The 23,411-nt window shown below is 63.6% G+C and carries 21 protein-coding genes; 13 read left to right on the top strand and 8 right to left on the bottom strand.

What is annotated here, in order from left to right; all coding sequences use genetic code 11:
* The first annotated feature begins 105 nt into the window (after positions 1-105).
* The 3 genes from CXR25_RS01845 to CXR25_RS01835 all read left to right on the top strand — a co-directional run bounded on the left by CXR25_RS01845 (position 106) and on the right by CXR25_RS01835 (position 6,153).
* Positions 106-1,188: a DUF4229 domain-containing protein gene (locus CXR25_RS01845; RefSeq protein WP_125240333.1), complete on the top strand. Its 1,083-nt coding sequence runs from the start codon at positions 106-108 to the stop codon at positions 1,186-1,188.
* Positions 1,189-2,337: 1,149 nt separating this feature from the next.
* Entirely contained in the window at positions 2,338-4,371 is a 2,034-nt protein-coding gene (gene betT, locus CXR25_RS01840; RefSeq protein WP_240518451.1) for a choline BCCT transporter BetT, read from the top strand.
* Between the two features lie 246 nt (positions 4,372-4,617).
* On the top strand, positions 4,618-6,153 hold the full coding sequence (locus tag CXR25_RS01835) for a lipase maturation factor family protein (RefSeq protein ID WP_257944438.1): 1,536 nt from the start codon (positions 4,618-4,620) through the stop codon (positions 6,151-6,153).
* Positions 6,154-6,205: 52 nt separating this feature from the next.
* Here the strand turns inward: CXR25_RS01835 and CXR25_RS01830 are convergent, their stop codons facing one another.
* A complete protein-coding gene (locus tag CXR25_RS01830; protein WP_009883542.1) occupies positions 6,206-7,465 on the bottom strand; it encodes an Nramp family divalent metal transporter in 1,260 nt (419 codons plus the stop codon).
* 116 nt (positions 7,466-7,581) lie between these two features.
* Here CXR25_RS01830 and CXR25_RS01825 point away from each other — a divergent pair, with 116 nt between their 5' ends.
* From CXR25_RS01825 to CXR25_RS01810, 4 genes are all read left to right on the top strand, one after another.
* Positions 7,582-8,232 carry a TetR/AcrR family transcriptional regulator gene (locus CXR25_RS01825; protein WP_009883541.1) on the top strand — a complete coding sequence of 217 codons (651 nt, stop codon included), beginning with the start codon at positions 7,582-7,584 and terminating at the stop codon, positions 8,230-8,232.
* 32 nt (positions 8,233-8,264) lie between these two features.
* The gene (locus CXR25_RS01820; RefSeq protein WP_009883540.1) at positions 8,265-8,624 is read left to right on the top strand and encodes a DoxX family protein; all 360 of its coding nucleotides are present in this window, start codon (positions 8,265-8,267) and stop codon (positions 8,622-8,624) included.
* Between the two features lie 164 nt (positions 8,625-8,788).
* Positions 8,789-9,571, top strand: coding sequence for a class I SAM-dependent methyltransferase (locus CXR25_RS01815; RefSeq protein WP_009883539.1), 783 nt, complete (start codon positions 8,789-8,791; stop codon positions 9,569-9,571).
* A gap of 94 nt (positions 9,572-9,665) precedes the next feature.
* On the top strand, positions 9,666-10,199 hold the full coding sequence (locus CXR25_RS01810) for a hypothetical protein (RefSeq protein ID WP_009883538.1): 534 nt from the start codon (positions 9,666-9,668) through the stop codon (positions 10,197-10,199).
* A 45-nt stretch (positions 10,200-10,244) separates the two neighbouring features.
* Here the strand turns inward: CXR25_RS01810 and CXR25_RS01805 are convergent, their stop codons facing one another.
* Positions 10,245-10,955, bottom strand: a complete 711-nt coding sequence (locus tag CXR25_RS01805; protein ID WP_009883537.1) for a sulfite exporter TauE/SafE family protein — start codon at positions 10,953-10,955, stop codon at positions 10,245-10,247.
* A gap of 180 nt (positions 10,956-11,135) precedes the next feature.
* Between CXR25_RS01805 and CXR25_RS01800 the strand changes: the two genes are divergently transcribed.
* Complete coding sequence (locus CXR25_RS01800) at positions 11,136-12,341, top strand: methyltransferase domain-containing protein (RefSeq protein ID WP_101598358.1); 1,206 nt, start codon at positions 11,136-11,138, stop codon at positions 12,339-12,341.
* 184 nt (positions 12,342-12,525) lie between these two features.
* Here CXR25_RS01800 and trpS read toward each other — a convergent pair whose 3' ends face one another.
* Positions 12,526-13,575: a tryptophan--tRNA ligase gene (gene trpS, locus CXR25_RS01795; protein ID WP_069599308.1), complete on the bottom strand. Its 1,050-nt coding sequence runs from the start codon at positions 13,573-13,575 to the stop codon at positions 12,526-12,528.
* Positions 13,576-13,912: 337 nt separating this feature from the next.
* Here trpS and CXR25_RS01790 point away from each other — a divergent pair, with 337 nt between their 5' ends.
* From CXR25_RS01790 to CXR25_RS01775, 4 genes are all read left to right on the top strand, one after another.
* On the top strand, positions 13,913-14,293 hold the full coding sequence (locus CXR25_RS01790; RefSeq protein WP_009883534.1) for a VOC family protein: 381 nt from the start codon (positions 13,913-13,915) through the stop codon (positions 14,291-14,293).
* A gap of 116 nt (positions 14,294-14,409) precedes the next feature.
* On the top strand, positions 14,410-15,222 hold the full coding sequence (locus CXR25_RS01785; RefSeq protein WP_009883533.1) for an endo alpha-1,4 polygalactosaminidase: 813 nt from the start codon (positions 14,410-14,412) through the stop codon (positions 15,220-15,222).
* Positions 15,223-15,417: 195 nt separating this feature from the next.
* A complete protein-coding gene (locus tag CXR25_RS01780) occupies positions 15,418-15,621 on the top strand; it encodes a CopG family transcriptional regulator (RefSeq protein WP_029417131.1) in 204 nt (67 codons plus the stop codon).
* Positions 15,618-15,983, top strand: a complete 366-nt coding sequence (locus CXR25_RS01775) for a type II toxin-antitoxin system death-on-curing family toxin (RefSeq protein WP_009883531.1) — start codon at positions 15,618-15,620, stop codon at positions 15,981-15,983. The genes CXR25_RS01780 and CXR25_RS01775 overlap by 4 nt, the downstream gene beginning before the upstream one ends.
* An 81-nt stretch (positions 15,984-16,064) precedes the next feature.
* On the opposite strand, the gene CXR25_RS19115 is transcribed toward CXR25_RS01775, so the two are convergent.
* On the bottom strand, positions 16,065-16,199 hold the full coding sequence (locus CXR25_RS19115) for a hypothetical protein (protein ID WP_257785002.1): 135 nt from the start codon (positions 16,197-16,199) through the stop codon (positions 16,065-16,067).
* 227 nt (positions 16,200-16,426) lie between these two features.
* Here CXR25_RS19115 and CXR25_RS01770 point away from each other — a divergent pair, with 227 nt between their 5' ends.
* Positions 16,427-18,097, top strand: a complete 1,671-nt coding sequence (locus CXR25_RS01770) for a BCCT family transporter (RefSeq protein WP_069599307.1) — start codon at positions 16,427-16,429, stop codon at positions 18,095-18,097.
* 259 nt (positions 18,098-18,356) lie between these two features.
* Here CXR25_RS01770 and CXR25_RS01765 read toward each other — a convergent pair whose 3' ends face one another.
* From CXR25_RS01765 to hutH, 4 genes are read right to left on the bottom strand one after another with little or no spacing between them, the layout of a single operon-like run.
* Positions 18,357-19,106, bottom strand: a complete 750-nt coding sequence (locus CXR25_RS01765) for an IclR family transcriptional regulator (RefSeq protein ID WP_009883528.1) — start codon at positions 19,104-19,106, stop codon at positions 18,357-18,359.
* Between the two features lie 3 nt (positions 19,107-19,109).
* Positions 19,110-20,477 (bottom strand): formimidoylglutamate deiminase, encoded by a 1,368-nt coding sequence (locus CXR25_RS01760; protein WP_009883527.1) that lies wholly within the window; start codon positions 20,475-20,477, stop codon positions 19,110-19,112.
* Entirely contained in the window at positions 20,474-21,691 is a 1,218-nt protein-coding gene (locus CXR25_RS01755; RefSeq protein WP_009883526.1) for an allantoate amidohydrolase, read from the bottom strand. The genes CXR25_RS01760 and CXR25_RS01755 overlap by 4 nt, the downstream gene beginning before the upstream one ends.
* A gap of 1 nt (position 21,692) precedes the next feature.
* On the bottom strand, positions 21,693-23,402 hold the full coding sequence (hutH, locus tag CXR25_RS01750) for a histidine ammonia-lyase (protein ID WP_009883525.1): 1,710 nt from the start codon (positions 23,400-23,402) through the stop codon (positions 21,693-21,695).
* Positions 23,403-23,411 lie beyond the last annotated feature (9 nt).

Genomic DNA, 23,411 nt, shown 5'->3' with positions numbered 1-23,411 from the left:
CGAGCTGGGCTGAGCGCGACACAGATCTGGAACATTCCTGCATCGTCTGCGACGACCGCAGCTGTAAGACTGCAGAGCATGAGGTTAAGAACACACAAATTCTTCATGACAGTGGTCTACGGCGTCGTACTCACTGTCCTCGCGCTGATCGCCTTCTCCACGATCAACGCCGGTATCGATCTTCTGATGGTCAACGACGGAAACATCGACCCCAAGTACGCGGCTATCGTGGGGTTCGGAATCCTCGGCCTCGTCCACTCCATTGCCATCTACTTCTTCACCGACGATGATGCTATCGCCGCGGATGGAGGCTGGGCCGAACTCACAATCCCCGATTCGGCCACGGGCTTCATCCGGCAGGCGGGGTATCGGGTGTTCTCTGTGGGACCGGTCTTCGCGGTCTTCGCCGCAACCTCGATCTTCATCTGGCATGCGATCGCCGCCGTCCCGGGAGAGTCAGGAACAGTCTGGGGAGACTACGGATCCTCGCCGTCGCCTGCCCTCATCGTCTTCCTCTCCTGCTGGAGTGCCGTCAACATCGGTTTCACATTTGCCTCCTGCGCCGAGGCATTCCATCGCGACCTGTTCGCACTCTTCGTCACGATCCTCGTCGCCATGGCCTTCGTCGGCCTCGGAATCACAGTCGGCTTCCTGTTCCTTCCGGCGCAATCGACCGGCAGTGCTCTGATCAGCGTTGTCATCGCATTCCCTGTGAGTCTGTTCGCCCTGGTCGGGGCCCGTGCGTGGGCGAAGGTTCGTGTGGCTCGCTGGGACGCAGCCGATCCTCGCCAGCTGCAGCATCTGCAACCTCGGTGGGACGGCATCGATCCCTCGACTCCGGGATCTCCCTACCCCGGTGGGCCACCGTTCGATATGCTCCGCCGCGGAGAAAAGCTGCTCATGCACTTCAAGAGTGAACGCACACCGGAACCCCAGCTCCTCATCGTCACGAACCAGAGGGTCGTCCGCGCCTCGATCCTCGGTTCTGACAGGACCTTCATCCTCGATCAGACCGAGCCCGGGCAACTGTCGGGAGTCACCTCACAACGCGTGGGACACGACCTGATGACGACTGCGCACTTCCACGACCGTTCGGACGTGCAGGTCGTCGGCGGAGACCCCGCACAGTCCCGGGCCTTCGCCGTAGCCGTCGCCCGGCTCGCACGTACCGGCAAGGTCCGCCGCTGACCGCAGCGAACGGTGCGAATCTGGAACACCTTCCGGATGCGGGCGAAGTGCGCACCTGCAAGAATTGCGGCATGAGGCGCAGACGACATGATTTCAGAACGACGGTGGTCTACGCGATCGGGCTCGCGGGCATCGCGACGGCGGTCTTCTTCATGATCAATGCCGGGATCAATCCTCGAGCGCGTCCCCCTGGCCTCGACGACGTCAATCCGAGTACTGCCACTTCGGGGAGCTTCATGGTTCTCGGCGCCTTTCACGTGATCGCGATCCTCTTCTACGTCGAGGACGATACGCCGAAGAAAGCCCGTGCGGACACAGACCCGCACGATTCCAAGAAGCCAGATTCGTTCACCGGCTTCATCCGGCAGCCCTGGTACAAGGTGCTCTCAGTGGGACCGATCTCCGCTGCCTTCTGCGCAGCCTCGATATTCATCTGGCACTCGTTCGCCAAGTTTCCGGGAAGTCCGGGAACGGTGTGGGGCGACTACTCGACGTCGCCAGCGTCTGCCCTCACCGTCTTCCTCCTGTGCTGGGCCAGCACCAATATCGGATTCACATTCGCCTCCATCTGCGAGGCGTTCAATCGTGACCTGTTCGGTCTCACCATCCTGTCGGGGGTCATCATGGCCATCCTCGCCCTCGTAATCGGCCTCGGCTTCACAGACCTCCCGAAACAGCCGACCGAATCGGCATTGACCATGGCCGCAATCGCCCTGCCGTTGACCCTGCTCACCGTCATCGGAGTCCGCGCCTGGGCCGTCGCCCGGGTTGCTCGCATCGACGCGAACCGTCCCAGGCCGAGCACTCAGGAAACACAGCGTTCGACAAAGTCCGGATCCGACCATCATCATCGACCTGCCCCAGGTCAGCCGCCGTTCGACATGCTCCGAGACGGTGAGAGAGTGCTCATGCATTTCAACAGCGAACGAAGCCCGCAATCTCAGCTCCTCATCGCCACAGATCAGAGATTCGTCCGCGCCTCGATCCTCGGATCCGACCGGACCTCGGTCCTCGATCAGGCCAGCCCCAGCCAACTGACGGGAGCCAGTTCGCGACGTGTGGGCCGGGACCTGATGACAACTGCCCACTTCCGTGACCGCCAGGACATGCAGGTCATCGGCGGTGATCCTCGGCTTCTCGATCTGGGCGATGCTCATGCCCGACTTCGCACAGACCACGATGAAGTCGATCGTCGACTGGATCGCGACGAACCTCGGCTGGTACTACGTACTGACGGTCACCGTCGTCATCGCTTTCGTCCTCTGGGTCGCCCTGTCCAAGGAAGGATCCGTGCGTCTGGGACCGGACCATTCCCGCCCCCAGTACAACCTCTTCACCTGGGTCGCGATGCTCTTCGCCGCGGGCGTGGGCATCGACATGCTCTTCTACTCGGTGACCGGTCCGATCACCCAGTTCCTCCAGCCCGTCAACGCCGATCCCGAATCGGCCGCAGCTGCGCAGGACGCCGTCGTGTGGACCATGTTCCACTACGGTATCGCCGGCTGGTCCATGTACTCGCTGCTGGGCATGGCCATGGGTTACTTCGCCTACCGCTGGGGCATGCCCCTGTCGATCCGCGCGGTCCTCTACCCGCTGCTGGGCAAGCGCGTGCGCGGAGCCACCGGTGACGTCATCGACATCTTCGCCCTCGTCGGCACTGTCTTCGGCGTCGCCACCTCAATGGGCATCGGCGTCGTCCTGCTCAACGTCGGCTTCTCCGAACTCTTCGGTCTTCCGCAGGGCCTCGCCCTCCAGATCGCCCTCGTCCTCGTCGCCGTCGTCATGACGATCGCGGCCTGCACCTCGGGTGTGGACAAGGGCATCCGCCTGGTCTCCGAGCTCAACCTCTGGTCCTGTGCGGCGATGATGCTCTACATCCTCATCACCGGCAAGACCGCCTTCCTGCTCAACGCATTGGTCGAGAACATCGGCCGCTTCATCTTCACCCTGCCCGAGCGCACACTGTCCACGTTTGCCTATGTCGACGACGGGTCCGCCTGGATGGGTGCCTGGACTCTGTTCTTCTGGGCGTTCTGGCTGGCCTGGGGTCCCTTCGTCGGACTGTTCTTGGCCCGCATCTCCCGCGGACGCACCCTGCGTGAGTTCGTCATCGCGGCCATCACGGCACCGGTGCTCTGCGACTTCATCATCGTCTCGATCTTCGGCAACTCCGCCCTGTCCGAGGTCTTCAGCGGCAATAGCGACTTCGCACAGCAGGCCATCGACTCTCCCGAGCAGGGGTGGTATGCCCTCCTCGACATGTTCCCGGGCTCAACCTTCCTCATCGGCCTGGCCACGCTTTCAGGTCTGCTCTTCTACCTCACAAGTGCCAACTCCGGCGCGATGGTGATGTCGAACTTCTCGTCGACGATCCCCAACCCCGAAGAAGACGGCGCGAAATGGCTGCGGATCTTCTGGGCAGTCGTCACTGCCGTGCTGACCATCGCCATGCTCGTCGCGGGAGGGGTGACGACGATGGAGTACGCGACCCTGATCTTCGCCTTGCCGGTGACGGTCATCGCCTACCTCGTCATGGCCTCCTTCTCGAAGGTGCTGCGCATGGAGCGAGCCGAACGAGAGGGCCGGACCCGCAAGCGACGGACCACGGCCGCCCACGGTGGCAGGACTCCGGAGAAGACCTGGCGTCAGCGCCTGGCGACTCTGCGCTCCTACCCGTCGAAGAAGTCCGTCGACAGGTTCGTCAACGAAGTGGTCGAACCCGCGCTGGAAGCCGTGGCCGCCGAGTTCCGCGAACTCGATTACACCGTCGAGCTGACTCAGCAGACGGGTCCAGAATCGGGAATCACGGAGTTCACGCTCATTGTCGACATGGACGAACAGCGCAACTTCCACTATCAGGTCGCCGCCGTCGAACACAACGTTCCCTCGTTCGGTGCACGCAATGCCCCACGCGGCGATGACGTGTACTACCGGATCGAGGTCTTCACCCAGACCGGCTCCGAGGGCTATGACCTCATGGGCCTGAGTGGGCAGCAGATCATCGACGACGTCCTCGACCGCTACGAGAACCACCTGTCGTTCCTCGCCTACTCGCACGAGCACTCCTACCAGTCGGTCGTGACCCCGCCGACTCCCCCGGCCACGGATTCGGTTCCGGCCGTACCCGAGTCACCCGATGACGTGGAGGAAGTCGAGCCGGAACCGGCAGACGATCCCCGCTGATGCGCTGAACCGCAGCCGGCTGCGAACATAGCCGAACGTGAACCGAGGCTGTCCCCGAAACCGGGGGCAGCCTCGGCGCATTCATCGCAGTGTTGCGCCACTTCGAGTTTGTGCGCCGCTTCGAGTTTGTGCGCCACTTCGGGGTATTGCGCGATCTCGCTCCGGGCACCATAGTCAGAACAGGGAACGGCGTGGGCCCGAGGAGACTCACGCGGACGCGAGAACCGGGAGGTGATCACCGTGGACATGACCGCGGTGCTGTCATTCTTGGCCGCCGGTGACTACACGATCGCCAGAGAGGTCATCCAACGCGGCTTCGCTGCCCTGTTCTTCATCGCCTTCCTCAGCGCCTGGAACCAGTTTCCCGCTCTCCTCGGTGAGCACGGGCTGACCCCGGCACCACGATTCATCGCGGCCACCACCTCCGCTCAGGCGCCGAGCCTGTTCCGGTGGAAGCGCTTCGCCTACACCGACCGCCGACTGCGCATCGTGTGCGGAGTCGGCATGCTCGCGGCCATGACCGTCGTCATCGGCCTCCCTCAGGCGGGGCCCGCATGGACGACGATCCCCGTGTTCGGACTCATGTGGTGGCTGTACTTCTCGATCTCGAGCATCGGGCAGCGCTTCTACGGCTTCGGCTGGGAATCACTCCTGCTCGAGGCCGGGTTCCTCATCGGATTCCTCGGCTCCCACGAGGTGGCCCCCTCACTGCTGATGATCCTCTTCCTCCGCTGGTTCGTCGTCCGCATCGAGTTCGGGGCGGGCATGATCAAGATGCGTGGGGACAGCTCCTGGCGGGATCTCACCGCCATGGACTACCACCATCAGACCCAGCCGATGCCGGGCCCACTCAGCCGCCGCGCCCACCTCATGCCCGGGTGGTGGCATCGTGGGGAGACGCTGGGCAGCCATGTCGTCCAGCTCATCGCACCGTGGCTGCTCTTCCTCCCTCAGCCCATCGCCTCGTTCGCGGCCGCCGCCATCATCATTACGCAGCTGGCGCTGGTCATCACCGGCAACTATGCCTGGCTGAACTGGGCGACGATCCTGCTCGCCTTCGCCGGGATCAGCGACTCGTTCCTCGCCTGGATCGTCGGTGGGCCCTGGCCCGGATGGGGCTGGCCGATCGGGTCCCTCGCCGAGGTGGCCGGGTCGTCGACGTCGAACGCTGAGTTCGGGTCGGCTAACGTCCTTCCCCTGTGGTGGGCGATCCTCATCGCAGTCTTCGTCATCTGGCAGTGCGTGCTCAACGTCCCCGCCCTGCGCAACCTGTTCTCGTCACGTCAGAAGATGAATGCCAGCTTCAACCGGTGGGGACTCGGCAACGCCTACGGCGCCTTCGGCTCGATGACCGAGTTCCGTGATGAGATCATCATCGAGGGCACCCTCGACCCGAATGCGACCATGGACTCAGGCGAGTGGCGCCCCTATGTGTTCAAGGGCAAGCCCGGGGATGTGCATCGTCGCTCCCCCATTGTTGCGCCTTATCATCTGCGCCTGGACTGGCTGATGTGGTTCGCAGCCCTCGGCGACTACCGGCAGTCCTGGTTCTATGCGCTGCTCGAGCGCATCGGGAACGGGGACTCGCAGATCCGCACGCAGCTGGGCCCCGACCCCTTCGACGGTCAGGCACCGGCCCTCCTCCGGGTACGAGTCTTCACCTACCGCTACGCCACCGGTCAGGAACGACGGAGGGCACGGGAGGAAGGCCAACCTCGGCCGTGGTGGGTGAGGTCGAAGCCTCGAACCATGGTCGAGCCCACGGACCTGCGGGACGGGTGAAACCGACAGGCTCGCCTGCATGCCCGAGTTCAACTGCCTGCGCGGGCTGACCTCAGTCGATGCCGAGTGCCAAGAGCACGATGAGGACGACGTTGAGGGCGATGATGAGCCCCGAGGCCAGGATCGCGACGATCGTGATGATCCGTGAGTTCGCGTACTGACCCATCACGCTCCGGTTCATCGTCAGCCTGACCAGGGGAATCATGGCGAAAGGGATACCGAGGCTGAGCACGACTTGGCTGAGGACGAGCGACCAGGTCGGGTCCACGCCGAGGCTGAGAATGATGAGCGCGGGAATCATCGTCACCGCACGCTGCCACACGATCGGGACGTTGACCCGCAGCAGTCCCTGCATGATCGATGCCCCCGCGTAGGACCCGACAGCACTCGACGCCAGGCCGGAGGCGAGCAGTCCGATACCGAAGAACAGGCCCACGATCTCGCCGAGGTTGGCCGTCACGACCGCGTGCGCACCCTCGATCGTGTCGGTTCCGCTCTGGCCGCGCAGTGAGGCCGCTGCCAGGAGCAGCATCGCGATATTGACCGAGCCGGCGATGACGAGGGAGAGCACCACATCCCAGCGGCTGGCCTTGAGCAGCTGAGGAATCGAGGCTCGCGGGGCGGTGCCGTGACGATCAACGGACAGCGCCGAATGCAGGTAGATCGCGTGGGGCATCACGGTCGCGCCCAGCATACTGGCTGCCAGAACCACCGAGTTCGTGCCTTCGAGTCTGGGCACGATTCCACCTGCCGCTTGTCCCCACTTCACATCGCCGACGAACAGGCCTGCTAGAAAGCCAATGGCGATGATTGCGAGCAGGGTGATGATCACCGTTTCGAAGGGGCGCTGACCGCGGGTGGACTGGATCGAGAGCAGGAACAGGGACACGACGCCGACGATGAGGCCGCCCAATAACAGCGGCAGATCGAAGAGGATCTTCAGAGCGATGGCGCCGCCGATCACCTCGGCGACGTCGGTGGCGATGGCCACGACCTCCGCCTGCGCCCAGTACGCCAGTCGAGACCGACGGCTGAGCCTGTTCCCGAGGAGCCCGGGCAGTGACTGCCCGGAAACGAGTCCGAGCTTCGAGGACAGGTATTGGACGAGCACGGCGATGAGGTTGGCCGCGACGAGGACCCACACGAGCAGATACCCGTACTGGGCGCCGGCGCTGAGGTTCGCGGCGACGTTGCCGGGATCGACGTATGCGATTGCCGCGACGAAGGCCGGCCCCAGCAGGAAGAACGTCGAGACCTTCTTCGGGCGTGCAGCAGTGACGGAGGTGCCGGAGCTGGGCGGATCGACGGTCATAAAGTTAAGGTACATTAACTTTCACTCGCGGGCAACACTGCGCACCCCACTTCAATTGACGAGCAATCTGGGAGACCGCCCTGGTAACTGAACACGGAAAGGCCTATGATCCGACTATGTCCACTGAACATGTTCACTCACGTACCAGTCGTCGCCTGAGAACCGAGGAGAAGATCATCTCCGCCGCCGCCGACCTCTTCCTCGAGCTCGGCTACAAGGCCACGACGGTCAGAGGCATCGCCAAACACGCCGAGGTGTCCGTGGGCAGAGTGATGGCCGCCGGTGACAAGGATGTCCTCCTCGTCCGCTGTTACGACCGATGGATCGGACAGCTCCAATCCGGGACCTACACCCTCCCAGCGCGAGCCCGCGCCATCACCGAGGAGGCACCTCCTGCACGGGGCGGCGCCAAGCCAGCGGCCACCTCGGCGGTGCAGAATCACCTCGTGGGGATCTTCCTGCCCTTCCTCGAATTCTTCGCCGCTCACGAGGACCTATCCCGGGACTATGCGGCCGCGCTGATGCGCGTGGCCGGCAAACCTCAGGTGTTCGAGACCCTGGCAACCGACCTGCAGGACAAGCTGTCCTCGAGTCTGATCTCGATCGGGATCAGCGAAGCATATTCCCAGGCCAGTGCCGTTGCACTCTACGACTCCTATCTGGGCATCCTGTTTCGGTGGGCGGCCAGCGATATGAGTCTGCACGAGGCCACCGATGCGCTCTCGCAGAGCATCGCCTTCCACACCCAGCTGCGCAGGCCCGTATGAGACTGCGCCCCGATTCACGGAGATGATTCACCATGACCCTGCTCCCCGATCCCTGGTGGCCGGTGGCGGTGATGGCTTTCATCGTCGGCGTCGACGGACTCCTGACCTTCTGGCCGCCGAAGGTCATCGCCGACTGTTTGGACGGAGTCGGACTTCCCCGTGACTGGTGGTGGGTGCTGGCGGTGGTGAAGTTCCTCGCCGTGGCGGGACTGATCGCAGGCTTCTGGATTCCAGGAGTCGGCCTGGCCGCGATCGTCGGCCTCATCGTCTACTTCCTCACCGCCGCCGGGGCCCATCTGCGCGCGGGATACATCGGCCGCGACTTCTGGCTCAACTGCCTGGGGATGCTCGTGCTCAACGTCCTCGTCCTCGTGTTCTGCTTCCTCGTCTGAGGTGGCGTCTGGTCCGCGCTGTCGTCCGGAGTATCCGCGCCTGAGCTGTTGCAGTTTCCGATCATTTTCAGCCCTGCGTGCCCGGTTGCTTGTTTTCCCATCCCGGAGATTTCATAGTGGAGTCAGGGCCGAGAGGACGGCACCGTGACGGAAGGATTGGCAGCGTGGCCGAATCTGCAGAGGACCGATACGCCCGATGGCAGTGGATCCACGAGACTGCGGTGATGACCGGGTGGGACTTCGGCGCCCTCGGCTCCCGCCTCGTCGCCGATGATCCGCCCTGGGATTTTGATCTCACGTGCGCCAAGGCGATGGCACGTCTGCAGCCGTGCCTCGACATGGGAACCGGCGGAGGCGAGCGCCTGAGCAGACTCGTCAAAAGCGTCAGCACCGTTGGAGGCTTCATCAGCCGCAGATCCTCGGTTCATGCCACTGAAGGATGGAAGCCGAACCTGGAGTTGGCCACCTCGGCGCTGGAAAAATACGGCATCGAGGTACGTGAGTACGACAGCGAGACCGGACAGCCTATGCCATGGCCCGACGACTACTTCACCCTCGTGATGAACCGGCATGAGAGCTATGACCCGGCGGAGCTCGCCCGTGTCATCGCACCCGACGGGCGCTTCCTCACCCAGCAGGTCGACGGCACGGAAGCCGGCGAATTCCGCCTCTGGTTCGGCGGTCGGCCCGAAGCGCCGGAGAACCAGCTCGGACCCTGCCTCGAGGAACTCGAGGCCCAGGGTTTCACCATCACCGACGCCGATGAGTGGACCGGCATGATGGAATTCGCCGACGTCGAGGCGATCATCGAGTACCTCGCCTATATCCCCTGGGACGTCCCGGGGTTCACGGTGGCCGACAACCTCGTCGCCCTCGATCGGCTCGCGACCCGCAGAACCCCGATCGAGGTGACGCAGAAACGCTTCCGCATCGCCGCCCAACGGTAGCCCTCCAGCCCCAGCAGATGGTCAGGTTTTCCCGACCCCGGGTACAGGGAAGCCGCATGGGCGGGCAGGAGTCGGCGTCGATAGTGTCGAAGACATGACCTCGCCGGACTTCATGTATCCCCAGCCCACCGATGATGAGTTGGCAGCGCAGCAGCCCTCTACCGCAGCGTTGGGACTGGGAAATCACGTGCACGGTGCCAGTCACAGTCACGGCAGCGTCGTCGGCCAAACACCTGCCTCACTCAACACTGAGACCGACCATGACGGGACGTCTCCCGCAGGTACGAACCGACCGCTGCTCGGCAAGCTCGCCCTTGTCCTCACCATCATCGCCGCGGGGCTGTCCCTGCTCGTCTCGATCATTCTCGGCATCACCATCGGCCCGATGGAGAACACAGGCGGCTACTACTTCACCGACGCCCCCAGCTGGTATCAGAACCTCGCGATCGCATTCGCCGGACTGCAGGTTCTGTGTGCCGCACTCGGAATCACAGGCCTCATCATGGGCATTGTCGCAGCTGCTACCAGCCGCGCCAGGACTCAGGGCATCGTTGCCATCGCCATCGCGGTCCTGGCTCCCTTCATCTCCTTCGGGTTCTTCATGATCCTCAGCTTCACCTTCGCCTGACGCCGCGGGGCAGTTCAGGCTCGGCTTCGTCCGACAGACCATCGTTCATGCCTGGACGATAACGATGGTGCCCGAGATGATTGCGAAGCCGAGGACGATATAGCGCAGCACCGGTCCATCGAGTCGATGGTGGACGTACTTGCTGAGAAACGAACCGAGGGCCAAAAAGGGCAACATGGCCGCAGTGAACAGCATCGCCGGCCCATGTACCTGACCGCTGATCGCGAGGACGATGAGGGAGATGACTTCCCCGACGAGGAAGCACACTGCGACCGTCGAGCGCAGCTCCGGGCCCGGGCTGTGCTGGTAGGCCAAGGCGTAGGGTGGTCCGCCGACGCCGGTCGAGGTTTCTGTGACGCCGGTAATGAGACCGACTATGGCCAACACCGGCTTGTTCGGGGTGAACTTCGGGGCGAGGAGTGCGATAACAGCGGCCACCAGAGTCGACCAGCCGATGAGCAAGGCAAGTTGGTGGAGGTTGACGATGACGAGAATCCACAGACCGAAGAAGGTCCCAGCGAAGCGACCCACGCTGATCCATTTCACCCCATACCAGTGGATTTCGGAGCGCTCCCGGGCCGCGATGTAGAAGTTCAGCGGGATCATCAACACGAGCAACATCACGGGGATGAGGCTCGGGTCAATGATGCTCACGACTGGGGCCGCGACCATCGCAAAGCCCATGCCCGTGGAGCCTTGCACGAAAGCAGAGATCAGCACGGTGATGGCGACGATGCTGAAAGTGATGATCGTCATCGTCGATCCTCATCGAGTTGCTTGTCGACGCGAAGCACCGGAGTTAGGAGCGGAGCACGCAGCTGAGCCATCACGTCCTTCCTCATCTCAGGGGCTTCGCCGACCCTGCCGAACTTCAAGGTCAACACTATCGCGCTGTTGTCGCCATTTGCTTTCCGCTGAACCCCGTAAAATGGGGTCATGACATCATTGCCCCTCACCCCCACCTCGGCGGCTCACGGGCACTTGGACTGTCACTATTTCAACGCGGGACTGTGCCGCTCCTGCACGTTCATCGAGACACCCCACCGCGATCAGGTGGCGGACAAGGAAGCCTGGTGCGTCGAGGTGCTGGCCGGCCACTCCCCCGATGCCTGGTTGCCTGCCGCGGTCGGTCTCGACCGCGATTTCCGCAACCGGGCCAAGCTGGCCGTGGGAGGTTCGGCTGGCTCTGTCACCCTGGGAATCCTGGATCAGGACTTCCACGGCGTCGATCTGCGCGAGTGCGGAATCCAAGCCCCGCAGATCCGCGCGGTCATCCCGACGATCGCGCACTTCCTCAACGGCACCGGGCTGGCGCCCTATGACGTAAAGGCTCGCCGAGGTGAGCTGAAGTTCGTCCACATCACCGCGGCTCCCTCGGGTGACCTCATGACCCGGTTCGTCGTCCGCTCCCAGCACGGCCTCGACGTGCTGCGGTCCAGGGGCCAGGAACTCAGGGCGCTGCTCCCGACGGCGACAGTCATCTCGGTGAATCTGCTGCCGGAGCACAAGGCGGTACTCGAAGGCAGTCGGGAAGAGATGCTGCTCGGTGACTCTCTGCGCATGAACCTCGACCGAGTCGACCTGCACCTGCGTCCGCAGTCCTTCTTCCAGACCAACACTGATGTGGCGATCGGTCTCTACAACCAAGTCGCCGCGTGGGTCGACGAGATTGCCCCGTCCTCACTGTGGGATCTGTACTGCGGAGTGGGCGGGTTCGCGCTGTACTGCGCGAAGGAGTCTGGTCAGCAGACTTCGCGCACCATCACCGGCGTCGAGCTGAGCGCACAGGCCATCGAATCCGCAAAGATCAGTGCCGCCGAACTCGGCTTCGACTCCCAGTCCGGCGCCACGGTCGAGTTCATCGCCGACGACGCCACGGAGTTCGCCGAGGCGAACTTGGCCAGCGGTGAACGACCGGATTGCGTGATCGTCAACCCACCTCGGCGAGGAATCGGGGCCAGGCTGTCGACGGCGCTCGAGGATTCCGGGATCGAGCACATTGTGTATTCGAGCTGCAATCCGCTCACCCTGGCCAAGGACCTCGACCGTATGCCCAGCTACACCGTCGAGCGGGCGCGAGTCTTCGACATGTTCCCCCACACGAAGCACCTCGAAGTCGCAGTTGTGTTGCAACGCCGGTGAAATCAGCCGCCATACGCGTACGGCGGTAAAACAGTTGGCATGTTCTGCTCGATCTAGGCGCCTGGATCGAGCAGAACATGCCAACCGTTTTGAGTTTTCCTGGATTTAAGGCACCTCATCGCTGAGGCCAGTTCACCTTCCACAGACGATTCCGCGTACGCATCACACCGCCGCAGTTCCTGCCTCACGCCGCCCGGTAGTCCATACCCATCGCCGCCCTCACCTCGCCAAGGGTGGCATCGGCAATCACGTTTGCTCGTGCGTTCCCTTCTGCCAGAATTTCGTCAATAAACGACTCATCAGCCTCCAGCTGCCGCCGACGATTGCGGTGATCAGCCAGGAATTCGTTGACCGCCTCGGTAACGGTGGACTTGAGAGCGCCAGCCCCACCATCACCGATCTCCTCGGCAACGGCTTCTGGTGTCGTGTCCGTGCAAATCGCGGCCGTCGACAGCAACGCGGACACTCCTGGCCTCTGTTCTGGGTCGAAGGTGATGTGGCGGTTCGAGTCGGTGCGGACCTTGCGGATCAGCTGCATGGTTTCGTCCTCGCTCATCCCCAGCACAATCGAGTTGCCATAGCTCTTCGACATCTTCCGACCGTCAAGACCGGGCACATCTGGAGCGGTCGTCAGCATCGCTTCAGGTTCGGGGAAGACACGTTCATACCGCTCGTTGAACCGCCGAGCGATCGTCCGCGTGATCTCGACGTGCGGCAAATTGTCCTTGCCCACCGGGACCAGGTTGCCCTTGCAGAAAAGGATGTCGGCAGCCTGATGGACGGGATAGGTCAGCAGCAGGCCGCTGAGCGGACGGTCGGAGGCCTCGAGCTCGGACTTGACCGTAGGATTACGGCGCAGCTCGCTGTCGGTGACGAGGCTGAGGAACGGCAGAAGCAACTGGTTGAGGGCAGGCACCGAGGAGTGTGTGAAAATGGTCGTCTTTGCCGGGTCGATCCCGGCCGCCAGATAGTCGAGGATCGCTTCGCGAACGTTGTCCTTCACGTTCGCCGAGGTGTCCCTGTCGGTGATCACCTGATAGTCGGCGAGGATGATGAAGGTTTCAATCCCCTTGTCTTGCAGGCTCACGCGCTCGAGGACCGAACCGAATAGGTGCCCGAGGTGAAGCCTGCCAGTCGGCCGTTCACCGGTGAGCATGCGATAGCTTCCGGGGCTTGCGTTGACATCGGCGCGGAGGCGCGGCATGCGTGCGAGTGTGGCGTCGTAGGAATCCATGAGTTCTCCAATGCGAAAAAGGGCTGCACGGAGAGTTCCCACAGGCGGTGCGGGCTGCCATGCAGCCCGCGGAAATGCGTCAGTCGGCTGCCTGTTGCAGCCACCACCAGTTAATTCGGGAAAAACGCATGCGGTCAGTGTATACCTCTTGGGATGTGGCGATCATGCCGCGCTGCGTTACTGGAACAGCCGAACTATTCCGAAACTCCTTGCGCTCAAGCAGACTGTCGCCCATGACCGGACAGGCTCTCAGCCGCTCACGGATCGGTAACCCGGTCGACAGTTGAGTCGCCGTGGACGGGCCGCCAGATATGTGCAGGATCTTCGATAGGACACCATGTCAGCAACCTTTAGCCACACCATCATCGCCGCGGCAGATTCGGCGAAATCAGCACAGTTCTACGTCGACATCCTCGAGGCCGAGCACACTCAGTCGTGGGGATTCTTCTCCAACATCATGCTCGACGAGGGCGTCATGTTGCAGTTCGCGTCTCCCCCGCCGACATTCGAAATACCACCCGTGCATAAAGCCTTCATCTGCACTGATGAGCACTTTCGTCGGGCGGTCTCGCTGCTCGACGAACGCGGCCTCGACTACTGGGCGGATCCGCAACGGTCACGGTTGCACGAGACGAATACTGAGCACGGCGGCCGCGGTGTCTACTTCCTCGATCCCTCGGGCATGTATTTGGAGCTCATCACGAAGCCGTACCTGTGAGGCTCGGGTGAGCTGGCCAGGCTCGGATCCGCTGCACGGGCTGGTTTGCTGGTCGTACTAAACCGCGCACCAGGCCGCGTAGGATCTGTTGCATGCGGCGAGAAGGATCAATCCTGGTGATCGGAGCAGTGGCCGCAGCCTCGCTCTCAGCTTGCGCATCGAATCCACCCCGAAGCTCTCCCACTGACAGCACGACATCGGCGCATGCGGTGGAGCTTCCGCCCGTCGGGGGCCTCCCCGACTACCAACTCGGTGGCGCGTACGAGCCAGCTGAGGGTGTCAGCATCGTTGCGCGTGACAGGTCGGTCGAACCGCCCCCTGGTCGTTACTCGATCTGCTACGTCAACGGCTTTCAAACGCAGCCGGATGAACTCGGGCTCTGGGACTCTGATCTGCTGCTGTCCAGAGGCAGCGAGCGGCTTGTCGATCCCGAGTGGCCCGACGAGGTTCTGATCGACACGTCGACCAGTGACAAGCGCAAGAGAGTCTTCGACACGGTCAGTCCGTGGATACTCGAGTGCGCAGAAGCAGGCTTCGATGCCGTCGAGTTCGACAATTTCGACTCGTTTACCCGTTCGCAGAATGCACTCGCCACCGAAGACAATGCGGCTCTCGCGAGCTCCTACGTCGAACTCTCTCATCACCATGGCCTAGCCGTAGGACAGAAGAACGCCGCAGAGTTCTCACGTACCCTGCACGAAGAAGTCGGCTTCGATTTTGCCGTCGCCGAAGAGTGCTCTGCATTCCGAGAATGCGAGGAATACAGTCGCGTCTACGGCCAGGCGATCATCGACATCGAATACACCGACAATCTCCTGCGCGACTGGGACGAGATCTGCAAAGATCCCGAGACACCAGGCTCAGTCGTGCTGCGCGATCGCGACCTCACTGTCGCCTGCAGCCCGAATCACATAGCCCGCCACTGCTGATCCCGCTTCGACCATCGAGTGCCCGACTACCGGGTCGTCCTCACAGTCAACGAGCAACGAGCAACGGTTTAGCCGGCCATTTTCTCGAGCTCATCACGAAGCTGCACCTCTGAGAACAAGAGCGACACGCAGAGTCAGCACCAACTTCACCAAACCCTCCGGTCAGTTCTGATACCACTTCGGTATCATCAGTTTATGGCAATGACATTGCGTTTAGACAAGGATGACGAGCAGCTCCTGGCTCGTCTCGCAGAGCAGGACGGGGTAAGCCGCCAAGCCGCCGTCATCAATGCAATCCATGAGGTGGCCGAGAGACGAGGCCACGAGGCACAGGTAGGTGAGGCTTCGAAGCGCGCCCGCGAGCGGTATGGCGATCTGCTCGACCGACTCGGCAAGTGACCGTCTACCTTCGAACCGAAGATCTCCTCGAATTGGTCGCCGATCTCAACGTCGGACCGGTCCGAGACCTCGGTCTGCTTGATTCTGCTGCACATCGGCCTACGACCACTCTTTGGGCGACTGAGGTCTATCCATCCGTAGATGAAAAAGGCGCCGTTCTACTGGAGTCGATCGTTCAGAGTCGTCCTATGGTTGACGGCAACAAGCGGCTAGGCTGGCTCAGCCTTGCGGTCTTCTACGATCTCAATGGCTTCGAATTCGATGCCCCGGATGACGATGCCTTCGATCTCGTCATTTCGGTCGCCAGTGGTGACATTGAAGCCGCCGATATCGCCGCTAAATTGAGAACTTGGCGCGCTTGAGCACTGGGCCGTGGACAGACTCTGCCCCGCCAATCGTGCCGCCAGGATTCTCGCTCAACTTCGCCTTCGGCTGCCCCAGCTCTACGAGAGCAGGCTCTGCCGGAAGCGTTCGGCAACGGCTGGCAAAGGGCCGCGCTTGCGGTGGACCACGACCAGGGTCCGCTCGATCGACGGACTGACCGTGACGCTTTCGATGCCGTCGAGAGCCATGCTCACGCTCGAAATCTGAGGGCAGGCGGACCGCGCGAGATACCTCACACTCTTGGTCAAGGCGCCGAAACGAGGCGAAATCTTCACATAAAAGCGAATACACTCGTCAACTGCAAGGCTCCACGAACACCACAGTTCGCGGAGCCTGTTTCTTGCCATTGCGCACTACCCCCACCGCCCCCTGACGAAGACTCCTGCCCGCCGCCGAGGCGAACTCGAGTTTGGAGACCACGATGACGATGCTGGACAACAACGAACCAGAGTCAGAACCTGCCCCCGCGGCTGACCCTGCCCCGGAGCCTGACCCCACTGCGAACACCACCGCATCCGAAAAGATTGCCGCAGACGCTGCAGCCGCGCAGGAAGCCGATTCCGCTCGTCGCGGCTCGGTCGGCACCGTCTTCTACTGGTCGGTGGCCTTCGTCATCGTCTTCGTGCTCTGGGCCGCGATCTCCCCTGACAGCCTCGGCGACATCATGACCACAGCGATGACCGCGGTGTCATCGAGCTTCGGGTGGATCTACCTCGTCGTGCCCTTCGCCGCGATCGTCATGCTCGTGTGGTTCGCCGCGAGCCGCTTCGGGCGCATCCGACTCGGATCCGCAGACTCACGACCGGAATACACCACCCTCACCTGGCTGGCGATGATCCTCGCCGCGGTCATGGGCATCGGTCTTGTCAGCTACGGCGTCGCCGAACCCATGTCCCACTTCATGGTTCCCCCGCACGGCCTGGCCGAGCCGCAAACCATGGACGCCGCGATCCGGGCCATGCAGTTCTCCTATCTCGACTGGGGCTTCCAGGCCTGGGCCATCTTCGGCGTCTTCGGTCTGGCGATCGGCTATTCGACACACAGGAAGGGCCGCCCAGCGCTGGTCTCAACCATGCTGCGACCGGTGCTCGGCCGGTTCGTCGACGGCTGGGTCGGCAAGTTCATCGACATCCTCACCATCATCGCCACTCTCTTCGGGACGACAACGTCGCTGGGCCTCGGCGCCTCTCAGATCGGTGAAGGACTCAACACTGTCTTCGGCATCGATGCGACCATCGTCTTGCAGATCGTGGTCATCGGTGTGCTGACGCTGCTGTTCACCACTTCGGCATTCAGCGGAGTCAGCCGCGGCATCAAGTACATCTCACAGATCACGCTGACGATGGCGACCATCCTCGGACTCTTCGTCTTCATCACCGGGCCCAGCGGCTTCGTGGCGAATCTGTTCGTGCGCTCAGTCGGCTCCTTCGCCGGGAACTTCCTCGAACTGAGCTTCATGACCCCCTCGAGCGCCGCAGACAGCGAATGGATGCTCTCTTGGACGTACTTCATGATGGCTTGGTGGCTGTCGTGGAGCGCCTTCGTCGGCATCTTCCTGGCCAAGATCTCCAAGGGTCGCACGATCCGCGAGTTCGTCGCCGGTGTTCTGCTCGTCCCCAGCGCAGTGTTCTTCGTGTGGTTCACCATCATGGGAGGGTCCGCGATCAAGCTCGACATCGACGGTGCGAAAATCGGAGAAGCCACTCAGGCCAACCTCGACACAGCGTTCTTCAGCTTGCTCGATCAGCTGCCGCTCTCGCTCCTGGCCTCGGTCTTCACGATCGTCATGGTGACCCTGTTCTTCGTCTCCTCCGCTGACTCGAACACCTTTGTCCTCAGTTCGCTGTCCTCGCGGGGTTCCTTCGAACCTCGCCGACCGGTCATCGCCACGTGGGGATTCCTCACCGGGGCCTGCGCCATCGTGCTGCTCCTCGTCGGAGGACTGCAGGCACTTCAGCAGGCGGCGATGCTCTCCGCAGTACCGTTCACCATCATCGTCATCATCCTCGGCATCGCATTGATCAAGGAGTTGCGCAGCGACCATCAGATCGTTGAGGAAGTCGCCCGCGAGAGGCGCGTTCTGGGACTCTGAGTTCCGGCTGCGCCGAGCAGCCCACTGAACATCGAGCGGACCACTTACCGCCGAGAGGACCAGTTATAGCTGGTCCCCTCAACGGTAAGTGGTCCGCTCAATTGTTCTATCTGAGGGTCACCGCAGCTTGGCGGTCACCTCGGCGGCAACAGAACTCATAAAGCGCCGACGTCATTTTTATGAGCAACTCTTCTAAGTCATAAAAATTGAGGGCATTCGTTATGAGTTTTGAACACCTCCCCACTCGTGACAGCGGTTGTCACCGCAGCTTGGCGGTCACCTCGGCGGCGGCCGCGAGGACCTTGTTCACGAGCGGTTCGGTGTCGGTATCCTCGGTCAGCACATCACCGGCGAGCGAAAGACCGATTGCTGCGATCGGGCGGGAGAGAACGTCGTAGACGGGGGCTGCGATGGTTGAGATCCCGGGGGTGACCTCGCCGTGTTCGATCGCCCATCCGGCCCGCCTGTCCTGGGCCAGGATTGCGTTGAGCGCCTTGACCGTGGTCGGGCCCTGGCCGGTGCGGGTGACGAATCCGGACTCGGATTGGAACATCGCCAGCACCTCTGACTTGGGCAGATGCGCGAGTATCGCCCGCCCGGTCGCCGTCAGGTAACTGGGCATGCGCACTCCGGTGGCGGTGATGACCGCGACCGATTTCAACGACTGCTCTTTGAGCACGTACACGGTTTCCCAGCCGCGGATCACGGCCAGCTGTGCCGTTGCCGAGGTCTCCTCGGCCAGCTGCCGCACGATGGGCTGAGCCAGGCGCTGCAGCGGGTTCGTGCGCAGGTAGGAACTTCCCAGTTCGTGCACGCCGGCGCCCAGCACGTAACCGGATTCGGTGCGCACGACGAGCCCGAGTTCCTCGAGCACGGTGAGCAGCTCGTAGGCACTCGAGCGCGGGATCTCCAGCGCCCGGACCAGGGCACCGGCGGTGATCGGACGATTCGATGAGGCCAGGTGCCTGAGAATCGCGATCGAGCGCCGCAGTGCCGGAACCTCAGCCACGGCTCAGTCCTCCATCCCCAGGGCGGCGAACGCAGCCCGGTAGAGTTCCGAGATCTCGCCGAGTTCGGTGTGCACGCCGTCGCGGACTCGCACATGTGCGCCGCTGACGGTCATTGCCACGTCCGCCGAGGTGGCCGAGAGGATGACCTGCTCCCCCACCGATCCGAAGGTGCGCATGCTGTCGGTTCTCACAGCAATGAAGTCACACGCCTTGCCCACGGCCAGTTCGCCGACGGGCAGGTCGAGGCTGCGTGCCCCGCCCGTGGTCAGGGAGCTGATGAGCTCGGCCGGTGAGAATCGTCCTCGTTGGCCCGAGTGCAGTCGCTCCCCGGCTTCCAGGCCCTGGGTCTCGCGTAGTGCGTCGAGGACGACGTGCTGATCGGAGCCGATCGAGATCGTCGCTCCCGCATCGGCGAGTTCGCGGGCCGGTCCGATGCCGTCGGCCAGGTCGGCCTCCGTGCAGGGGCACATCACGATGTTGGCTTCGGCCCCGCCCAGGCTCGCGATGTCGTCATTGCTGAGGTGCGTGGCGTGGACGGCCGAAAGGTTCGACGCGACCACACCCGAGCGGTCGAGGACCTGCGTGGGTGTCGTGCCGTAGGCGGCTTGGCAGGCTTCGTTCTCCGCTGGCTGCTCGGACAGGTGCACGTGGACTGGTTCGTCAAGTTCGGCGAATCTGGGCAGGTTGGCTGCCGGGACCGCGCGGATCGAGTGGATGGCCGATCCCACGTGGACGAAGCTCTCGCCAGGGGAAATGACCGGGAACTCGGTGGCGAAGGACTCCGATAGCGCGGCATGGCGGTCCATGTAACCGTCGATGGTTCCATCACCGAACCGAGCCTGTTCTGCCGAGAGCTCGGAGTCGATGCCGCCGGTGAGGTAGCAGGTGTCGAGGAGTCGGATCCGCATCCCCGCCGAGGTGGCCGCTCGTGCCAGCGCCCGTTCCATCGCGTGTGCGCGGGTGGAATCGCCGGCACCATACGGTGTCCCGTCGGGTGCGTGGTGGACGTAGTGGAATTCGCCCACCGAGGTGTAGCCGCCGGCGAGCATCTCCGCGAAGACCGCGCGGGCCACGGTTTCGTAGTTCTCCGGGCTCAGCTTCGCGGCCACGGAGTACATGACTTCGCGCCAGGTCCAGAAGGTCCCGCCGTCACCGTGGGTGCGTCCGCGCAGGATGCGGTGGAAGGCGTGGGAGTGGGCGTTGACTCCACCGGGCAGGGTGAAGCCGGGAACCACCTCGGCGATGGTGGGTGGGGTGTCGATCCCGGTCTCGACCGAGGTCAGGGTGCCGGTCTCATCGGCGGTGAGCAGGACGCCGGTGGCGACCTGCCCGTCGACCCAGGCGGTCTCGCACCAGAAGCGCGTGCTCATGATGCGGCCCCCAGTTCCCCTTCGAGGACCTTGACCAGGGCGGAGACTCCGGCGCGCTGGTCATCGACTTCGCAGGCCTCTTCGGGTGCGTGGGAGACTCCGGTCGGGTTGCGTACGTAGAGCATCGCCGAGGGCACGTGTGGGGCCAGGATGCCCGCATCGTGTCCGGCACCCGAGGGCAGCAGCGGTGCGTCTGGCAGCACGGAGGTCAGCCGGGAGTTGAGTTCGGCGGTGAAGTAGGTCGTCGGTGAGTAGGACTCCTGGGAGATCGACACCTCAACGCCGGCACCCTCGGCATGCTCGCGGGCGCGCTTCGAGATCGCCTCGAGGACCTGCTTGACGACAGCGTCGTCGGCGTGACGGATGTCGAGCCAGAAGCTCATGCCCGAGGCGATGACGTTCGTCCCGCCCGGGTGGATGAGGGTGCGTCCCACGGTGGCGACCGCCTGGTCGTGGCTGGCGGCGAGCACCGGGATGTCACCGATGACGCGGCTGCCGGCGACGACCGGATCGGCGCGGTGGCTCATCGGCGTGGTCCCGGCGTGGTTTCCCTGACCGGAGAACGCGAAGTGCCAGCGGCCGTGGCCGATGATCGAGGAGCCGATCGCCACAGGCTGGTCGGTGTTGATGAGACCGATGCCCTGCTCGACGTGGAGTTCGATGAAGGAGCCGACCTTCTCCAGCCGTGCGGTGTCGGTGCCGATGCGGTTCGGGTCGAGACCGTAGCCGCGGGCGACATCGGCAAAGGTGTCGCCGTTGGCATCGGTGAGACGCAGCGCCCGGTCTGAGTCGATGGCGCCGGCGATCAGGCGTGATCCCAGGCAGGCCACACCGAAGCGCGAGCCCTCTTCCTCAGGGAAGACGGCGAGCGCCAGTGGACGCTGGGCGCGTTCGAGTGCACCGGAGGACTTGAGTTCGTCGAAGGCCGCCAGCGCCGAGGCGACACCGAGGGGGCCATCGAAGGCTCCGCCGCCAGGGACGGAGTCCAGGTGGGAGCCGGTGACGACGGCATTGTCACCGGGCGCAGTCGCCCACGCCCAGGTGATGCCGTTGTCATCAATCTCGGTGTCGAGGCCACGACGGGCCGCCTCGGCGAGGAACCAGTCACGCAGTTCGCGTTCGGTGTTCGAGAACCCGGACCGCTGGTAGCCGGGACCGCGAATGTCACGGCCGGTGTCCTCGATCTGGGACAGGAGGGAGACGACATCGCTCATCTCAGTTCGCCTCGCCCGAACCGTTGGAGTCGGCTGCATCCTGGTGAGTCGTTGCCGCATCCGTACCGGAGGCTGCGGCGGCAGCGTCGAGGTTGCCCAGTGCGGTGAACTCGGGGTCGTTGACCGCGGGTGATCCGCCTTCGGGCAGCCAGGTTCCGGCAGCTTCGGTGACGGTGTGCTGCAGCGGTGAGACAGATTCGGCCGCGGCGACCAGGGAGCCGTCCTTGACCTTGGAGATCGTCTCGGCCAGCTCCGGGGACAGGAAGCGGTCCGGGCCGGGGCCGGGCACGGTTTCGCGGATCGCGGAGATCACGGCGCCGGTGACCGGTGCCGGTGACGCTTCGCGCATATCGCAGGCCCGGGAGGCGGCGTAGAACTCGATGCCGACGACGCTGGCGAGGTTGTCGACGACCTTGCGCAGCTTGCGGGCGGCCGACCAGCCCATGGACACGTGGTCTTCCTGCATCGCCGAGGACGGGATCGAGTCCACCGAGGCAGGGCTGGCGTTGCGCTTAGCCTCGGAGACCATCGCGGCCTGGGTGTAGTGGGCGATCATCAGGCCCGAGTCGACGCCGGCGTCATCGGCGAGGAACGGGGTGAGGTTCTGGTTGCGGGTGACGTCCATCATCCGGTCGGTGCGGCGTTCGGACATCGAGGCCACATCGGCGGCGACGATGGCGAGGAAGTCCAGGGCGTGGGCCAGGGGTGCGCCGTGGAAGTTGCCGTTGGAAGAGACCATGCCGTTGGTGAGCACGACGGGGTTGTCGATGGCCGCACGCAGTTCGCGCTCGGCGACCTGCGTGGCGAAGGCCACGGCGTCGCGGGCTGCGCCGTTGACCTGTGGGGCGCAGCGCATCGAGTAGGCGTCCTGGACGAGGTGGGTCGAGTCGCGGTGGCTGGCGGTGATGCCGGAGTCCTTCAGCGAGGTCAGCATGTTCGCGGCTGCCGCGGACTGGCCGTCGTGGGGGCGCAGTGCGTAGTGGAGTTCGGGGGCGAAGACCGCGTCGGTGCCGAAGAGGCCTTCGATGCTCATGGCAGCGGAGACGTCGACGGCGGTGAGCAGGTTCTCCAGGTCGGTCAGGGCCATGATGAGCATGCCGAGCATGCCGTCGGTGCCGTTGACCAGCGCCAGGCCTTCCTTCTCGGCCAGGGTCACCGGGGTGATGCCGGCCGCGGCCAGGATCTCATCGGCGGGTCCGGCGACTCCGTCGGGTCCGGCGGCCACGCCTTCGCCCATGACGACGAGTGCGCAGGCAGACAGTGGAGCGAGGTCACCCGAGCAGCCCAGCGAACCGTATTCGTGGACGACCGGTGTGATGCCGGCGTTGAGGAGATCGACGTAGGTCTGGAGGACCTCGGCGCGGACACCTGCCCGGCCGGTGGCCAGGGTGCGGGCGCGCAGCAGCATGAGGGCGCGCACGACCTCGCGTTCGACGGGTTCGCCGACGCCGGCGGCGTGGGAGCGGATGAGCGATTTCTGCAGCTGGGTGCGCAGTTCGGCGGGGATGTGGCGCTGAGCCAGTGCCCCGAAGCCGGTGGAGACGCCGTAGACGGGCTTCTCGGCCTGGGCGAGGGCGTCGATGGCTTCGCGGTATTTGTTCACGCGTGCCAGGGTGGTCTCACTCAGGGCCACCTTCGCATCGTGGCGGGCGACGTCGACCACCTGGGCGAATGTGAGGGTATCGGGATCGAGATCGATGAAGACTGACATCTGGGACCT

The sequence above is a fragment of the Brevibacterium aurantiacum genome (genome assembly GCF_003932995.1).
Classification (GTDB): Bacteria; Actinomycetota; Actinomycetes; order Actinomycetales; family Brevibacteriaceae; genus Brevibacterium; species Brevibacterium aurantiacum.
This window is presented reverse-complemented; position numbering and strand designations above follow the sequence as displayed.

Excerpts from the sequence above, each read along its gene's own strand:
- CXR25_RS01845 (WP_125240333.1), top strand. The coding sequence starts at position 106 with ATGACAGTGGTCTACGGCGTCGTACTCACTGTCCTCGCGCTGATCGCC.
- betT (WP_240518451.1), top strand. The coding sequence starts at position 2,338 with ATGCTCATGCCCGACTTCGCACAGACCACGATGAAGTCGATCGTCGAC.
- CXR25_RS01835 (WP_257944438.1), top strand. The coding sequence starts at position 4,618 with ATGACCGCGGTGCTGTCATTCTTGGCCGCCGGTGACTACACGATCGCC.
- CXR25_RS01830 (WP_009883542.1), bottom strand. The coding sequence starts at position 7,465 with ATGACCGTCGATCCGCCCAGCTCCGGCACCTCCGTCACTGCTGCACGC.
- CXR25_RS01825 (WP_009883541.1), top strand. The coding sequence starts at position 7,582 with ATGTCCACTGAACATGTTCACTCACGTACCAGTCGTCGCCTGAGAACC.
- CXR25_RS01820 (WP_009883540.1), top strand. The coding sequence starts at position 8,265 with ATGACCCTGCTCCCCGATCCCTGGTGGCCGGTGGCGGTGATGGCTTTC.
- CXR25_RS01810 (WP_009883538.1), top strand. The coding sequence starts at position 9,666 with ATGACCTCGCCGGACTTCATGTATCCCCAGCCCACCGATGATGAGTTG.
- CXR25_RS01805 (WP_009883537.1), bottom strand. The coding sequence starts at position 10,955 with ATGACGATCATCACTTTCAGCATCGTCGCCATCACCGTGCTGATCTCT.
- CXR25_RS01800 (WP_101598358.1), top strand. The coding sequence starts at position 11,136 with ATGACATCATTGCCCCTCACCCCCACCTCGGCGGCTCACGGGCACTTG.
- trpS (WP_069599308.1), bottom strand. The coding sequence starts at position 13,575 with ATGGATTCCTACGACGCCACACTCGCACGCATGCCGCGCCTCCGCGCC.
- CXR25_RS01790 (WP_009883534.1), top strand. The coding sequence starts at position 13,913 with ATGTCAGCAACCTTTAGCCACACCATCATCGCCGCGGCAGATTCGGCG.
- CXR25_RS01780 (WP_029417131.1), top strand. The coding sequence starts at position 15,418 with ATGGCAATGACATTGCGTTTAGACAAGGATGACGAGCAGCTCCTGGCT.
- CXR25_RS01770 (WP_069599307.1), top strand. The coding sequence starts at position 16,427 with ATGACGATGCTGGACAACAACGAACCAGAGTCAGAACCTGCCCCCGCG.
- CXR25_RS01760 (WP_009883527.1), bottom strand. The coding sequence starts at position 20,477 with ATGAGCACGCGCTTCTGGTGCGAGACCGCCTGGGTCGACGGGCAGGTC.
- CXR25_RS01755 (WP_009883526.1), bottom strand. The coding sequence starts at position 21,691 with ATGAGCGATGTCGTCTCCCTCCTGTCCCAGATCGAGGACACCGGCCGT.
- hutH (WP_009883525.1), bottom strand. The coding sequence starts at position 23,402 with ATGTCAGTCTTCATCGATCTCGATCCCGATACCCTCACATTCGCCCAG.